A 15,343-nucleotide genomic window follows, 5' to 3' on the forward strand; every position below is an offset into this window, starting at 1 on the left:
TCGCACCCTCTCCTGTCAGTTAGATGAACTGCTTGCGCAGGCGCTGGGAAATGATGTCGATCACGCTGACCACCACGATGATCACCAGGAGCACGGCGCAGGTCTGAACGAACTCGAAGGCGCGGATGTTTTCCCAGAGGATCACGCCGATGCCGCCGGCGCCGACCATCCCCACCACCGTCGCCGAGCGCACGTTGGATTCGAAGCGGTACAGCGCATAGGAAATCCACAGCGGCAGCACTTGCGGGATGACCCCGTAGATCACTTCCTGCAAGGCGCTGGCACCCGTGGCGCGCACCCCTTCCACCGGGCCCGGATCGATGGCTTCCACCGCTTCGGCGAACAGCTTGGCCAGCACGCCGGTGGTGCTGATCCACAACGCCAGGACCCCGGCGAACGGCCCCAGGCCCACGGCCACCACGAACAGCATGGCGAAGACCATTTCATTGATGGAGCGAAACGAATCCATGACCCGGCGCAGCGGCTGGTGAATCCACCACGGCGTGATGTTGTCGGCGCAGAGGATGCCCAGCGGCACCGAGCAGACGATGGCGAGCAAGGTGCCCCACAGGGCGATGTGCACGGTGACGATCATTTCCTTGAGGTACGCGCGCCATTCGTGGAAGTCAGGCGGGAAGAAGTCGGCGGCGAAGGTCGCCATGTTTCCCGAGTCGCGGTACAGCGCCAGCGGGTTCATCTCGGCGCCGTGCCAGGCCCAGGCCATCATGGCCGCGAACAGGCCCCAGCCCAGGTATCGGCTCCAGGAGCGCTTGCCGGCAACGTCGGCGTATGCAGCATGAGTGGTCATAAACGATCCCGTTTGCAGGGTTAAAAACGACAGCTTTATCGCGTCGGCTGCGCGGTGCCGGAGCACCGCGCAGGACCGGTCAGCCCGCTTTGGCGGTGCCTTGTTTTTCCAGCTCCGAAATGCGGTCCTGCAGCTTGGTCAGGCCGTCGTCGATGGTTTTGAGGCGGGTAGCTTTTTCGTTGGCGTCCAGGGTGGTGCTGGCGGTGACTTCGGACTTCTGCTTGAACAGGTCCAGCTGGCGGATGGTCAGCAACTGGTCGTCAGAGGACTTGAGGAACTTGCCCATCTGCATGTTTTTGAGCACGGCTTTTTCTTCGTCGGTGTCGCCGTAGGTGGCGAAGAATTCGCGGATCTTGTTCTTGTCGTCATCCGACAGGGATTTGCGCCAGACCATCGGGTCGGCCGGGATCAGCGGGGATTTCCAGATCACTTTGAGCATCGCCGCCTTGTCCGGCTGGGTCACTTCCAGACGGTCCCAGCTTTCGGTGTTGAAGGTGGCGACATCCAGCTGGCCCTTGGCGACGCTCAGGGCGTTCACTTCGTGGCTGGAGTTCAGGGTGCGTTTGAAGGCGGTGGCGGCATCGACGTTGTTCTTGGCGAACACGTAGTAGCCCGGGATCAGGTAACCGGAGGTGGAGTTCGGGTCGCCGTTACCGAAGGTCAGTTCCTTGGCGTGCTTGAGCATGTCGTCGACCGAATTGATCGGGCTGTCCTTGCGCGCAATGATCACGCTCCAGTAACCCGGCGCACCGTTGGCGGCGGCGGTCTGGGCGAAGATCTCGCCACCGGAACGGTCCACCGCTTCCATGGCCGCCTTGTTGCCGAGCCAGGCCACGTCGACCTTGTTGAAGCGCATGCCCTGGATCAGGCCGGCGTAGTCCGAGGCGAAGGTGGCATTGACCTTCAGGCCGGTCTTTTTGGTCATGTCGTCGAGGAACGGCTGCCAGACGCTTTTCAGGTTCTGCGAAGACTCGGTGGACATGATGCCGAAGTTGATGACCTTGTCGTCGGCTTGCGCGGTACCCAGCAGGCAGCTGGCGAGCAAGGCGGCAGACACGAACACGCGACCGATACGGTTCAACATGGGGTGCTCCTGAAGCGAAGAATGAGGGTTATCGATGGGGATGAAATCAGGCCTGGGCCAAGGTCAGCCGGGGTGGTTTGCCGGGCTTGCGGGCCTGATCGGAGAACATGAGGCTGGTGTCCAGGTCGCCGCCGTACAGCTCGTTGAGGAACTGACTGCTGAGGGCGTCGCCGGCACCGTCGTAATGAATGCGTCCGCCCTTGAGCGCCACGGCACGCGGGCAATAGCGCACGGCGTAATCGACTTGATGCAGGGTCACGACCACGGTCTTGCCGTCGCGACGGTTGATGTCGGCGAGGATTTCCATGACGTTGCGTGCTGACTCCGGGTCCAGCGAGGCGATGGGTTCGTCTGCCAGGATGACTTCGGCGCGCTGGGTCAGGGCCCGGGCAATCGCAACCCGCTGCTGCTGGCCGCCGGACAGGGTCGAGGCACGCTGAGGGGCCAGATCGGCCAGACCGACCCGCGCCAGGGATTCCATGGCCCGTTGTTTCTCCTCGGCATTGAACAGCCCGAGGTTGCCGCGCCAGCGAGGCATGCGCCCCAGGCAACCGAGCAGCACGTTGTCCAGCACGCTGAGGCGGTTGACCAGGTTGAATTGCTGGAAGATGTAGCCGATGTCGGCGCGCAGGCGGCGCACTTTGCCGTTCAGGCGACCGGAAGCCTGAACCTCGCGGCCCAGCACCTGAACGTGACCGCCGTTGTGGCGGTCGCAACAGGCAAGGCCCGCGAGGTGGCGTAACAGGGTAGATTTACCGGAACCCGACGCGCCGATCAGGGCGACCATTTCTCCGGGTTGTATAGACAATGCAAGGTCAACCAGCGCGGTTTTACCGGAGAAAGTCTTGTTCAAGCGGTCGACATGGATGGCTGCGTTCATAAGCTTCTCTGTCTTGTGGGTCTGGCGTCCCGCCACGGCACATAATCTTCTGCTCAGCCGCTCCATGGCTGGCTGCAGTGCGAGTGACATTAGAGAGAGCGTGTGGCAGTCCGATGAACCGAAGATGAACGTGAGATAACAGTTTGTTGAAGGTTTGGGGTCCGGTTTTCCGGGGGTTTGGCAGACATCTGCCGCTGGAATCGCGGTCCTGCTGGCCTGTGGGCTAGACAAGTTGAATGCACTTTTTTGTAGGAGCGCGCTTGCCCGCGATTGAGGTGGGTCAGTCACCTTTGATATTTCTGACGAGACGCATCGCGGGCAAGCGCGCTCCTACACCGAATCAGCGAAGTAACCAATGAGTGCACCCATGAACTGGATTCAAACCATGAAGAACACCCTGTCCATCACCCTGCTCGGCGCGCTGCCGCTGATGGCCTACGCCGCCGGCAACGTCGCGGTGAAGAACCCGCCCCTGGCCGAGACCGGTTCGGCGCATTACACCTTCGAGCGCTTTACCGTCGATTCCCCCGACAGCCAGCTTCACTACCGCATCGACGTCGCCGTGCCGAAGAAGGCCGCCCCGGCCGCGGGCTACCCGGTGATGTACCTGCTGGACGGCAACAACGTGATGGCCGAGCTGAGGGATGACTGGCTGGGGGAGCTGGAGGCAGGAAGCCCGCCGCTGCTGGTGATGGTCGGCTATGACATCGACGGCACCTACGACATGACGCAACGCACCCGGGATTACACCGGCAACACGTCAGCGGCGTTTCTTGAGCTGCTGGAGAACGGCATCAAACCCAAGGTGCAAACGCGCTATGCGGTGGATCCGTCACGGCAGACGCTGTGGGGGCATTCGTTCGGCGGGTTGTTCGTGCTGTATGCGCTGCTGGAGAAACCCGAGGCGTTCCAGCAGTGGTATGCCGCGAGTCCTTCGCTGTGGTTTCAGCCGATGACCTTTGATAACGGCATGGCGTTGCGCGGATTCAAGGGCGATCGGCCGCAAACGGTGCGGATTGTCAGAGGGGAACGCGAAGGCAAGCCACCGGTGGGACAGTTCGATACCGGCTCGCCGGAAAGACGAAAAGCCATGGCCGCAGTGCCCAACGACTCCAATCGGATACTGGCCGGGCATCTGGCGACCCTGGCCCATACCGATGCGACCTACGAGCAGTTCAGCGGCCGCAACCACGGGCAGATGTTCAGTACCGCGCTACACCCGGCGTTGCGGATGGCGGCGGGGTTGCCGGAAAAACCGTGAGGTAATGATGGTGAACCCCGTGGGAGCGGACCTGTCCGCGAAGACGTCAGTTCATACACAGAAGATGTGTTGAATGTACCGGCGCCTTCGCGGACAGGTCCGCTCCCACAATGTAGACCGCATTCACATGCTGGACTGCATTCACCTGCTGGATCGATGTGCTTTCAGATCCGGAACGTACCCACCAAATGCTGCAACCGCGCGGTCTGGTGTTCCAGGTGTGAGCAGGCGTCGAGCGTGGATTTGAGGTTGTCCACGCCTTCCTGGTTAAGGGTGTTGATCTCGTTGATGTCGACGTTGATCGACTCCACCACGGCGGTCTGCTCTTCGGTTGCCGTGGCCACCGACTGGTTCATGCCATCGATTTCGCTGATGCGCTGGGTCACGCTGCTCAACCGTTCGCCGGCCTGATTGGCGATTACCACACTGCTTTCGCTCTGACGCTGGCTCTCGGTCATGTTGACCACCGCGTCCCGGGCGCCGACCTGCAGCTCTTCAATCATCTTCTGCACTTGCTGCGCCGAATCCTGGGTGCGATGCGCCAGGTTGCGCACTTCATCGGCCACCACGGCAAACCCGCGACCGGCCTCGCCCGCCCGTGCCGCTTCGATCGCAGCGTTCAGCGCCAGCAGGTTGGTCTGCTGGGAGATGCCGGTAATCACTTCCAGGATCTGCCCGATGTTGGCGGTCTTGTTGTTCAGGGTTTCGATGTTGACGCAGGACTCGCTGATCTTCTCCGACAGCTGATTCATTGCGGTGATGGTCTGGCTGACCACCCCCTGCCCTTCGGCGGCCAACTGGCTGGCCTGGCTGGAATGTTGCGAAGCCAGGGCGGCGTTGTGCGCGATTTCCTGGGCGGCGGCGCCCAGTTGATTGATGGCAGCCGCGACGCTGGTGGTGCGGTTGGATTGCTGGTCGGAGTTGCCCATGGATGAGTTGGACGCGCGGACCACCCGCGCGGCGACTTCACCCAGTTGCCCGGCGGTGGACGCCACTTCGCGGATCGAGCTGTGGATACGCTCGACGAAGCGGTTGAACGACTGGGCCATCTGCCCGAATTCGTCGTTGGAATCGTTGTTCAGGCGCTTGGTCAGGTCGCCTTCGCCGTCGGCGATGTCCGCCATGGCGCGACCCATCTGGTGCAACGGACGCATCAACACCCGAATCAGCAAGCCCAGCAACAGGATGATGATCGCCACCGCAATGACCATGGCGGTGATCGCCGAGGTGCGGAATTCGCTGAGCATCGAGTAGGCCGCGTCGCGATCCAGCACCAGCGCCACGTACCAGTTGGCGGTGCTCTGGCCTTCGACTTTGGTGAAGGAAATGAACTGCGCCTTGCCGTTGGATTCGATCTCGGTCACGCCGGGCACGATCTTCGGCGCACCGTTGGGGTAGGCGTCGGAGACGTTCTTGAGCACCAGCTTGCTGTCGGGGTGGATCAGAATCTTGCCGTCGGCGCTGACGATGTACGCGTAGCCATGACCGCCGAAATTCAGCGAGTTGATGGTCTTGCTGATGGCGTCCAGCGAGATGTCGGCACCGGCGACACCGATCATCTGCCCTTGCTGGCGCACCGGCGTGGCCAGGGTCACGACGAGTTTGCCGGACGACGCGGCGATGTAGGGTTCGGTAACGATGGTGGCCTGCGCCGCATCCGCCACCTTGTACCAGCCGCGGGCGCGAGGGTCGTAGTCGGCGGCGCGATTGCCGGCGGGGACGGAGAACATCACGCCGTCCTTGCCGCCGAAATAACTGAGCTGGAAGTTGTCCGGGTACACCGGCAGGCCGATGGCACGCTGCAGGCTGGTCGGTGCCGGGCCGTCCACGGCAATCTGCTGGGCCATGGAGTGCAACAACTGGGTGCGACTTTCCAGCCAGGTTTGAATGTTCTGGGTGGTCAGACTGCCTAACTGGGTAAGTTCAGAGTCCACACTGGTTCTAAGGGTTTCACGTTGTCGGTAGTCGTTCACCACAATAAAGAGTGAAAACGCGACGACAACTATCAACGCGGCAGCCAGCAGGATTTTTCTGCTGAAGCCAAGACTTCTGATCATACGTGTGTGTCCATAACCAAGATTGACAGCGAGGGGTTTGCACCACCGGATGGGCGCGCGCTGGGCTTTTTACAGGCTTGCGCAGCAAAAGGAAGACGCGGCTTGCACTCTGTGTCGGCCGGCTTGAGAAAGGCGTTAGTGCTAATGACGAGTGGTGAGGAAGTTATTGAAGGGGGTGTACTTGGTTGAATAAACGGGTGTTTGAATCATTAAGTTTTTCAGTCCGATGATTGTAGGAGCGCGCTTGCCCGCGATTGCGATCTGGCGGTGATATCTCCAGAGGCTGACACAACGCAATCGCGGGCAAGCGCGCTCCTACAGGTAGCCGGTTTTACTTGGCAAACAACTGCGACATGTCCTTGAACGCCTTGAACTCCAGCGCGTTGCCGCACGGGTCGAACAGGAACATCGTGGCCTGCTCGCCCACCTGGCCCTTGAAGCGCACGTAGGGTTCGATGACGAATTTCACGCCTTGCCCGCGCAAACGCTCAGCCAGCGCCTCCCAGACTTCCCATCCCAGCACCACACCGAAATGCGGCACCGGCACGTCGTGGCCGTCCACTGCGTTGCTGCCGGCGTGGGCCTGGGAGTCGGTTTTCGGGTGTTCGTGGATCACCAGTTGATGGCCGAAGAAGTCGAAATCCACCCACTGCTCACTGGAGCGGCCTTCCGGCAGGTTGAACAAGTTGGCGTAGAAATGCCGGGCGGCGGCGAGGTCGTAGACCGGGATGGCGAGGTGAAACGGGGTAAGGGTCGAGGTCGGTGTGGTCACGGTGATGTCTCTTTGTAGTGAATGGCCGTATCTTTGCCCATTGTTTAATGAATTGAAAACGCATAATTTTCGTGCCGAGCACGAATTATTTTGATCAATGGGCACTGCATGATCCGCGAACTGAAAACCCTGCTGACCGTCGCCCGCCTCGGCACTTTCGTCGCCGCCGGCAACCACATCGGCCTGACCCAGTCGGCCATCAGCGCGCAGATCCGCACCCTGGAAAAAGCCCTGGGCAGCAGCCTGTTCGACCGCAATGGCCGCAGCGCTACCTTGAATGCGGCAGGTCAGCGCGCCCTGCCCATGGCCCGGGAGATCGTCGAGATCTTCGAGCGCATGGCCAGACCCGAGCACGACAGCGGCTATTTCGGCGAGCTGGTGATCGGCGCCATCGCCACCGTGCAGACCGGCCTGTTGCCCGATGCGCTGGTGCGGCTCAACCAACACGCTCCGGCCATCGAAGCCAAGGTCAGGCCCGGGGTGTCGCAGCACCTGCTCAATAGCGTGGACGCCGGCGAGATCGACATGGCGATCCTGATTCACCCGCCGTTCGCGTTGCCCAAGGACCTGCACCTGGAAGTGATCCGCCGCGAGCCGTTCGTGCTGATCGCCCCGCCGCACACCACCGGGGACGATCCGCTGCAATTGCTGCGGGACAACCGCCTGGTGCGCTACGACCGGCATTCATTCGGCGGGCGTCAGGTGAGCCGCTTTCTGCGCGAGCAGCAGATCGAGGTCAATCCGGGGCTGGAGCTGGACGAAGTGGAAGCGCTGGTGCGGATGGTGGAAGCGGGACTGGGCGTGTCGCTGGTGCCGCAAGCCGGATTGTGGCTGGCGCGTGAGGCGAACATTCGGGTATTGGACCTGGGTGAACTGACGTTCTACCGGGAGCTGGTGCTGATCATGCGTCATGCCAACCGGCAGTTGCCGTTGCACCGGTTGTTTCGGGAATGTCTGGAGTAATCGACCCCGAACCGCGTACACACCGAAATTTACAGCCCGCTACCTACCCCGTGTAGGCGCTGCCGAAGGCTCCGGTTCGGTGGGTCAGGCACACCGCGCTGGTCGGGTTTGGGGCTGCTGCGCAGCCCATCGTCGGCAAGCCGGACTCCCACGCCCTCCGGGCAGAAGCGAGGCTGCAGTGGCTTTTGATTCTCGTGGGAGCTGGCTCTGATCGTCCCAAAGCTCCGCGTGGGAATGCCGTTCGTGATGCTCTGCGTCACAAGGGACGCGGAGCCTCCGGGGCTGCGTTACCAGGCGGCACGTGGGAACGATCACACACCGAAATTTACAGCCCGCTACCTACCCCGTGTAGGCGCTGCCGAAGGCTGCGATTCGGTGGGTCAGGCACACCGCGCTGGTCGGCTTCGGGGCTGCTGCGCAGCCCATCGTCGGCAAGCCGGACTCCCACGCCCTCCGGGCAGAAGCGGGGCTGCAGTGGCTTTTGATTCTGGCCGCAGGCCGTGGGAGTCCAGCTTGCTGACGATCTGCCGCGCAGCGGCAGCAGAACCGGCGCACGCGGTGGATCAGTAAACCGAGCGCATTGTTGGAGCGTTTTGTGGGAGGGAGCTTGCTCGCGATGCGGTTCCGGGCCGGCGGAAGATGCAGCGGAGGTTCGGGCCTCATCGCGAGCAAGCTCCCTCCCACGGCGATGACTGAACGCCCTGCTCACCCCGTCATCGCCGCCATGGCCACGGAGGTGGCGGCGGTGCGGGTTTCGACGCCGAGTTTGATGTAGATGTGTTCCAGGTGTTTGTTCACCGTGCGCGGGCTCAATTGCAGGATGTCGGCGATGTCTTTGTTGGTCTTGCCGCAGGACACCCAGCGCAGCACTTCGATTTCCCGGTCGGTCAGCTGGAAGCGCCCGGACAGTTTGCCGTACGCCGATTTGTCGTCGAACCTCACCGGCTGCGACGCCGTGCGCGCCGATTGCAGAATCCGTGCGGTGCGCAAATGCGAGGCCACCCGCGCCAGCACTTCGGCGCACTGGATCGGCTTGGTCACGTAATCGATGGCCCCGGCCTCGAAACCCTGCACCACATGCTCGCTGTCGGTCAGCGCGGTCATGAACAGCACCGGGATGTTGGCGGTGTCCGGTTGCGCCTTGATCTGCCGGCAGGTATCGAAGCCGTTCAGGCCCGGCATCACGGCGTCCAGCAGGATCAGGTCCGGGCGCCGGCGCTGGATGCGGGTCAGCGCGCTCAGCCCGTCCAGCGCCACCAGCACCATGTAGCCCGCCTCGTCCAGCGCATCGGACAGCAGCGCCAGGTTATCGGGCACGTCGTCGACGATGAGGATCACGCCGTTTTCAGCGGCTCGGGTCATAGCGTCCATTGAGCGCCTCCTTCAATTGAAGACTGAGTTCATCCAGGCGAAAGCCTGAGGCCAGGGTGCGCAGGCCGGTGACAAAGCCGGCACTGTTGCTGCTGTCACGCTCGATGGCATCGAGTTTTTGCTGGATGCCACGGATGTAGCCCAGGCCGCACAGTTCATACAGCTCTTCCAGATCCTCCCGGGACGGCAACACCCCCGGCGCGTGGACCCGCAACGGGTCAGTGCGCAAACGCCGCTGCCAGGTCAGTTGCAGGTGGTGCTGAATGCGGTCCAGCAGTTGCGGCAGATGCACCGGTTTGGCCAGGTAGTCGTTGCACACCTGCAAGCTGCGTTCCTTGTCGTCGGCAAAGGCATTGGCGTTGGCCGACAGCACGATGATCGGCGCCAGGGACAGCGCGTTGCGGCGAATCATGCGGCTGGCCGCCCAGCCGTCCATGTCCGGCATGGACAGGTCCATCAGGATCAGGTCCGGGTGCAGCAACGACACCTGCCGCACCGCCTCCTGCCCGTTGGCCGCCTGCGCCACCTCGAACCCCAGCGGCATGAGCATGCCGCTGATGACCTTGCGGTGCTCGATGTGATCGTCCACCACCAGAATCAACCGTCGATGACCGTCGTAACCGATGACGTCGTGGTTGACGTCGATGATCGCCTTGGGCACCCGCACTTCCGACAGAAACAACCGCACCTGAAACCGCGTGCCTTCGTCCGGCTGGCTGCTGACCGACAAGGCGCCGCCCATCAACGCGGTGAGCATGCGGGTGATGGTCAGCCCCAGGCCGACGCCGTTGTCCTGGCGCACCAGCCCGCCGCGTTCGAAGGGCTGGAAGATGCGCTCGATCTGCTCCGGGGCGATGCCGATCCCGGTGTCGATGATGTCGAAGGTCGCGGTTTCACGCCGGTAACTGACCCGCAGGCAGACCTCGCCGCTGTCGGTGAAATTGATCGCGTTGCCCAGCAGGTTGATCAGGATCTGCCGCACCCGCTTTTCATCGCCGCGCACCACTTCCGGCATGCGCCCGATCAGCTCCAGGCGAAAGTGCAGGCCCTTCTCCCGGGCGGTGCTGGCGAACATTTTCTGCAGGTCGTTGAGAAACTCCCGGAACAGGATTTCCGAAGGCTCCAGCCGCAGTTTGCCGGCTTCGATCTTGGCCACGTCCAGCAGGCCGTCGATCAGCGACAACAGGTGCGAACTGCTGCGCATGATGGTCGCCAGGGAATCCAGATGCTTGCTCGGGGTGGCGGTGTCCCGCTGCAAAATCTGGGTGAAACCGAGAATGCTGTTGAGCGGCGTGCGCAGCTCGTGGGACAGCCCGGTGACGTAACGGCTCTTGGCCGCGTTGGCCGCTTCCGAGGCCTCTTTGGCTTCCTGCAGCGCCTGGTCGGTTTTGTGGTGCGCTTCGATTTCCTGCATCAGCAGCGCCGTCTGCCGCTCGGATTCTTCCAGCGCCACGCGCCGGCTTTCACGGGTCAGCACCACCCACCAGGCCAGCACGCCGGCGAACACGCAAAAGGTCAGGAAAGCCTTGAGAAACGCCAGCATCAGGGTGTGATGCACCTGGGGCGACTGATCGATCAACCCGTGGGACACCTGGCTGTAAATCATCGCCAGCGCCCCGGAGAGGGTCAGCACCAGCACGGTCAACAAACCGAGGTATTGCGCCAGGCGCGTGTGCAGGTACTCGCGCGGCAGCCGGGGCAACAGGCGAGCGACGAAGTCCTCGAACTGCATCGACAGCCGCGAACGGGTTTTGCATTGATCGCCGCAGCGGGCGTCCAGCGAGCAGCACAACGAGCAGATAGGCGAACCGTAGGCCGGGCACCAGGCCATGTCCGGGGTTTCGAAACTGTTGCTGCACACGCCGCAGCGCAGGCTGGTCTGGCGCCCGAGCGGGAACAGCAATACGGGGTCGCTGTCCCGGGCGATGTAATAGCGGCCTTGGGTCAGCCAGGCGATCAACGGCGCGGCAATCATTGCGGTGGTCAGGGAAATCAGCGGCGGTGCGGCCCGGGCCACTTCCCCCAGCGCACCGAAATGGGCACACATGGACAGCAGTGACGCAATAAACATCGCGCCGACGCCCACCGGGTTGATGTCGTACAGGTGCGCGCGCTTGAATTCGATGTGTTTGGGCGAGAGCCCCAACGGCTTGTTGATCACCAGATCAGCCACCAGCGCGCCAATCCAGGCGATGGCGACGTTGGCGTACAGCCCGAGCACTTCCTCGATGGCGTCGAACACGCCCAGCTCCATGAGAATCAGCGCGATGGCCACGTTGAACACCAGCCACACCACCCGCCCCGGGTGGCTGTGGGTGACCCGCGCAAAGAAATTCGACCAGGCCAGGGAGCCGGCGTAGGCGTTGGTCATGTTGATCTTGATCTGGGAAATGATCACGAACAGCACCATCGCCGCCAGCGCCCATTCCGGCGACATGAACACGTAGTTGAAGGCCACCAGGTACATCTGCGTCGGCTCGGCGGCGCGCTCGATGGGCACTTGATGTTGCAGGGCAAGAAACGCCAGGAAGGCACCGGCCATGATTTTCAGGGCGCCGGGAATCACCCAGCCCGGGCCGGCCATCAGCAGCGCGGCCCACCAGCGCTTGCGGTTGCGGCGGGTTTTCTCCGGCAGAAAGCGCAGGTAGTCCACTTGCTCGCCAATCTGCGTCACCAGAGACAGCGCCACACTGAACGCGGCGCCGAACAGCAACAGATTGAAGGTCCCGCCCTCGCCTTCGCGCCCGGCGAAACTGGTGAGGTCCGACAGCGCGTCGGGGTTTTTCCAGATGACGAACACGTAGGGCACGATCAACAGCGTCAGCCATAACGGCTGCGACCACATCTGCAAACGACTGATCAGGGTGATGCCGTAGGCCACCAGCGGGATGACGATGATCGAGCAGATCACGTAGGCCAGCGCCAGCGGGATGTGGGTGTACAGCTCCAGCGCCAGGGCCATGATCGCCGCTTCCAGGGCGAAGAACAGAAAGGTGAAGCTGGCGTAGATCAGCGAGGTGATGGTGGAGCCGATGTAGCCGAAGCCGGCGCCACGGGTCAGCAGGTCCATGTCCACGCCGTAACGGGCGGCGTAATAACTGATGGGCAGGCCGGTGAGAAAGATCACCACCGCCATGGCGATGATCGCCCACAGCGTGTTGGTGAAGCCGTAACTCATGACCAGCGCGCCGCCGATGGCCTCCAGCGCCAGAAACGACACGGCACCGACCGCGGTGTTGGCGATGCGGAATTCCGACCATTTGCGGAAGGACTTGGGCGTGAAACGCAGCGCGTAGTCTTCCATGGTCTCGTCGGCGACCAGACGATTGTAATCGCGGCGCACCTTGATGATGCGTTGAGAGCCGGAGGGGCGCACTGAGTGGTTCCTGATGAGAAGAGCGAATTCGCCCCACCCTGTTGGGGCGAGCGGGCGGCGTTCCGACTTGCCCGCGAAGAGGTACGTCCGTTCAATACATCTTTTTCTACTGTTACATCGCATTCGCGGGCAAGCCTCGCTCCAACAAGGTTAGGGTTCAGCGCCCGGCTTTGAAACAGCAACTTCTGTGCCGCGGGCGCAATCATGCCTTTCCCGAGAGTTCCCGGCCCTACGTCAAATGACGTACGCGCATACGTCACGCTGCGTATACCTCGTGGACGCCGTCACGCTCATGCTTGCTCGCAGCTCGCGACGGCCCTTACCCGGCCTGTCGCGAATCACCAGCACAGGAGCGGGAACATGGATTCACGACTGACAGGCCCCACGCGCTTTTTCCCCCGACGGCTGGCATTGGGTGCGGCAGCCCTTTCGCTGATCGCAGCCAGCGTGTTCAGCCAGATGACCCTGGCCGATGACGCCAACACCACGGGCCTCGCCGTCACGCCGACCGAAGTGACCGTCGGCCAGCTGCACTCGGCCACCGGCACCATGGCGATCTCGGAAACCGGTTCGATCCAGGCTGAACGCCTGGCCATCGACCAGATCAACGCCTCGGGCGGCATCCTCGGCCGCCAGATCAAGATCATCCAGGAAGACGGCGCGTCCGACTGGCCGACCTTCGCCGAAAAAGCCCGCAAGCTGCTGGTGGGCGACAAGGTGGCCACGGTGTTCGGCTGCTGGACCTCGGCCTCGCGTAAAGCGGTGTTGCCGGTGTTTGAGAAAGAAAACGGCCTGCTCTACTACCCGACCTTTTATGAAGGGCTGGAGCAGTCGAAAAACGTGATCTACACAGGGCAAGAAGCCACCCAGCAGATCCTCGCCAGCCTGGACTGGATCGCCAAGACCAAGGGCGCCAAGACATTCTACCTGATCGGCTCGGACTACATCTGGCCGCGCACCTCGATGAAGATCGCCCGCAAGCACATCGAAAACGTGCTGCACGGCACTGTGGTCGGCGAAGACTACTACCCGCTGGGCAACACCCAGTTCGGTTCGCTGATCAACAAAGTCAAATTGAAAAAGCCTGACGTGGTCTTCGCTGCGGTCGTGGGCGGCTCCAACGTGGCCTTCTACAAACAGCTGAAAGCGGCGGGCGTCGATTCCACCAAGCAGACCTTGTTGACCCTGTCGGTCACCGAAGACGAGCTGCTGGGCATTGGCGGCGAAAACATGAAGGGCTTCTACGCCTCCATGAAGTACTTCCAGAGCCTGGACAACCCCAACAACAAAGCCTTCGTTGAGGCGTTCAAGGCCAAGTACGGCAAGGATTCAGTGATGGGCGACGTGACCCAGGCCGCCTACCTCGGTCCGTGGTTGTGGAAAGCCGCGGTCGAGAAAGCCGGCAGTTTCGACGTCGACAAAGTGGTCGCCGCCTCCCCCGGCATCGAGCTGAAAACCGCGCCTGAAGGCTACGTGAAGATTCACGAAAACCATCACCTGTGGAGCAAGACCCGCATCGGCGAAGTCCAGGCCGACGGCCAGTTCAAAGTGGTGTACGAGTCGGATCTGATTGAGCCGAATCCGTTTCCGAAGGGTTATCAGTAACAGCTGCTGAAAACGGCGCGGTCCTTTGTAGGAGCGACCGGGGTGGCGACCCACCTTGCCCGCGAAGACGTCAGTACATCCGCTGCATTTCTAGCGCCTGACACATGGCATTCGCGGGCAAGGTGGAACGCCACCCCGGGCGCTCCTACAGGTGGGTGGCCAATCAACTTTTCACCTCGGAGACCATCATCATGGAATGGCTATCGGAATTTGGTGCCATCGCGGCCATGCAGGGGTTCAACGGGCTTTCCGTGTTCTGCGTGCTGTTGTTGATGGCCCTGGGGCTGGCGATCATCTTTGGTCAGATGGGTGTGATCAACATGGCCCACGGTGAATTCCTCACCATCGGCGCCTACACCACGTACATGCTGTCGACCCTGGTGCAAACCTATGCGCCCTGGATGCAGCCGTACTACTTTTTCTTCGCCATCGCGTTGTCGTTCGTGGTGGCCGGTGCGATTGGCTGGGTGGTGGAGTGGGTGATGATCAGTCGCCTCTACCACCGACCGCTCGACACCCTGCTCGCGACCTGGGGTCTGTCCCTGGTCATGCAACAAGCCTTCCGCTCCATCTTCGGCGCCCGTGAAGTCAGCGCCAACCCGCCGGAGTGGCTGATGGGCGCGGTCAACCTCACCGATGCCATCGAAATCCCGCGCAACGGCCTGTTCGTCATGGGCCTGACCGTGCTGATGACCGGCGGCATTTTCCTGATGCTGTACCGCACCCGCTGGGGCCTGCATGTCCGCGCCACGGTGCAGAACCGGATCATGAGCCGGGCCGTGGGCATCAACACCCGCAAGGTCGACCGCATGACCTTCGCCCTGGGCTGCGGTGTTGCCGGCGTGGCAGGTGCTGCGTTCACCACCATCGGTTCCACCGGCCCCACCGCCGGTTCGCTGTACATCGTCGACACCTTCCTGGTGGTGGTCTTCGGCGGCGCGGCCAGCCTGTTCGGCACCATCGCCTCGGCGTTCGCCATTGCCCAGACCCAGTCCCTGTCGGAATTTTTCATGAGTGGCTCGATGGCCAAGGTCCTGACCCTGTCCATCGTGATCCTGATCCTGTTGATGCGCCCGCAAGGGTTGTTTGCCAGCAAGGTTCGTAAATAAGTGTGCGTGCTGGCAGAAGCGCCCGGTGTCGTGCGGCAAGCCCGCTTCTGTGGGAGG

11 protein-coding genes are annotated in these 15,343 nt (G+C 62.2%); 4 read left to right on the top strand and 7 right to left on the bottom strand.

What is annotated here, in order from left to right:
* Positions 1 to 19: 19 nt before the first annotated feature.
* From phnE to phnC, 3 genes are all read right to left on the bottom strand, one after another.
* Positions 20 to 808 carry a phosphonate ABC transporter, permease protein PhnE gene (gene phnE / locus ABQX22_RS20635; protein ID WP_349801709.1) on the bottom strand — a complete coding sequence of 263 codons (789 nt, stop codon included), beginning with the start codon at positions 806 to 808 and terminating at the stop codon, positions 20 to 22.
* A 79-nt stretch (positions 809 to 887) separates the two neighbouring features.
* On the bottom strand, positions 888 to 1,892 hold the full coding sequence (phnD, locus tag ABQX22_RS20640) for a phosphonate ABC transporter substrate-binding protein (protein ID WP_349801710.1): 1,005 nt from the start codon (positions 1,890 to 1,892) through the stop codon (positions 888 to 890).
* 46 nt (positions 1,893 to 1,938) lie between these two features.
* Positions 1,939 to 2,772, bottom strand: a complete 834-nt coding sequence (phnC, locus tag ABQX22_RS20645; RefSeq protein WP_349801711.1) for a phosphonate ABC transporter ATP-binding protein — start codon at positions 2,770 to 2,772, stop codon at positions 1,939 to 1,941.
* Between the two features lie 367 nt (positions 2,773 to 3,139).
* Here phnC and ABQX22_RS20650 point away from each other — a divergent pair, with 367 nt between their 5' ends.
* Positions 3,140 to 4,033 (top strand): alpha/beta hydrolase, encoded by an 894-nt coding sequence (locus ABQX22_RS20650; RefSeq protein ID WP_349801712.1) that lies wholly within the window; start codon positions 3,140 to 3,142, stop codon positions 4,031 to 4,033.
* A 164-nt stretch (positions 4,034 to 4,197) separates the two neighbouring features.
* On the opposite strand, the gene ABQX22_RS20655 is transcribed toward ABQX22_RS20650, so the two are convergent.
* Complete coding sequence (locus tag ABQX22_RS20655) at positions 4,198 to 6,090, bottom strand: methyl-accepting chemotaxis protein (protein ID WP_349801713.1); 1,893 nt, start codon at positions 6,088 to 6,090, stop codon at positions 4,198 to 4,200.
* Positions 6,091 to 6,421: 331 nt separating this feature from the next.
* Positions 6,422 to 6,862 carry a VOC family protein gene (locus tag ABQX22_RS20660; RefSeq protein WP_349801714.1) on the bottom strand — a complete coding sequence of 147 codons (441 nt, stop codon included), beginning with the start codon at positions 6,860 to 6,862 and terminating at the stop codon, positions 6,422 to 6,424.
* Between the two features lie 108 nt (positions 6,863 to 6,970).
* On the opposite strand from ABQX22_RS20660, the gene ABQX22_RS20665 reads away from it, so the two are divergent.
* The gene (locus ABQX22_RS20665; RefSeq protein WP_349801715.1) at positions 6,971 to 7,825 is read left to right on the top strand and encodes a LysR family transcriptional regulator; all 855 of its coding nucleotides are present in this window, start codon (positions 6,971 to 6,973) and stop codon (positions 7,823 to 7,825) included.
* Between the two features lie 705 nt (positions 7,826 to 8,530).
* On the opposite strand, the gene ABQX22_RS20670 is transcribed toward ABQX22_RS20665, so the two are convergent.
* The gene (locus tag ABQX22_RS20670; protein WP_349801716.1) at positions 8,531 to 9,196 is read right to left on the bottom strand and encodes a response regulator; all 666 of its coding nucleotides are present in this window, start codon (positions 9,194 to 9,196) and stop codon (positions 8,531 to 8,533) included.
* Positions 9,171 to 12,572: an ATP-binding protein gene (locus tag ABQX22_RS20675; RefSeq protein ID WP_349801717.1), complete on the bottom strand. Its 3,402-nt coding sequence runs from the start codon at positions 12,570 to 12,572 to the stop codon at positions 9,171 to 9,173. The genes ABQX22_RS20670 and ABQX22_RS20675 overlap by 26 nt, the downstream gene beginning before the upstream one ends.
* 360 nt (positions 12,573 to 12,932) lie before the next feature.
* Here ABQX22_RS20675 and urtA point away from each other — a divergent pair, with 360 nt between their 5' ends.
* Together urtA and urtB are read left to right on the top strand one after the other, a co-directional pair.
* Positions 12,933 to 14,177, top strand: coding sequence for an urea ABC transporter substrate-binding protein (gene urtA / locus ABQX22_RS20680; protein WP_349801718.1), 1,245 nt, complete (start codon positions 12,933 to 12,935; stop codon positions 14,175 to 14,177).
* Positions 14,178 to 14,368: 191 nt separating this feature from the next.
* Positions 14,369 to 15,286 carry an urea ABC transporter permease subunit UrtB gene (gene urtB, locus ABQX22_RS20685; RefSeq protein ID WP_349801719.1) on the top strand — a complete coding sequence of 306 codons (918 nt, stop codon included), beginning with the start codon at positions 14,369 to 14,371 and terminating at the stop codon, positions 15,284 to 15,286.
* Positions 15,287 to 15,343: the final 57 nt, after the last annotated feature.

This window comes from Xanthomonas sp. WHRI 1810A (genome assembly GCF_040202885.1).
Classification (GTDB): Bacteria; Pseudomonadota; Gammaproteobacteria; order Pseudomonadales; family Pseudomonadaceae; genus Aquipseudomonas.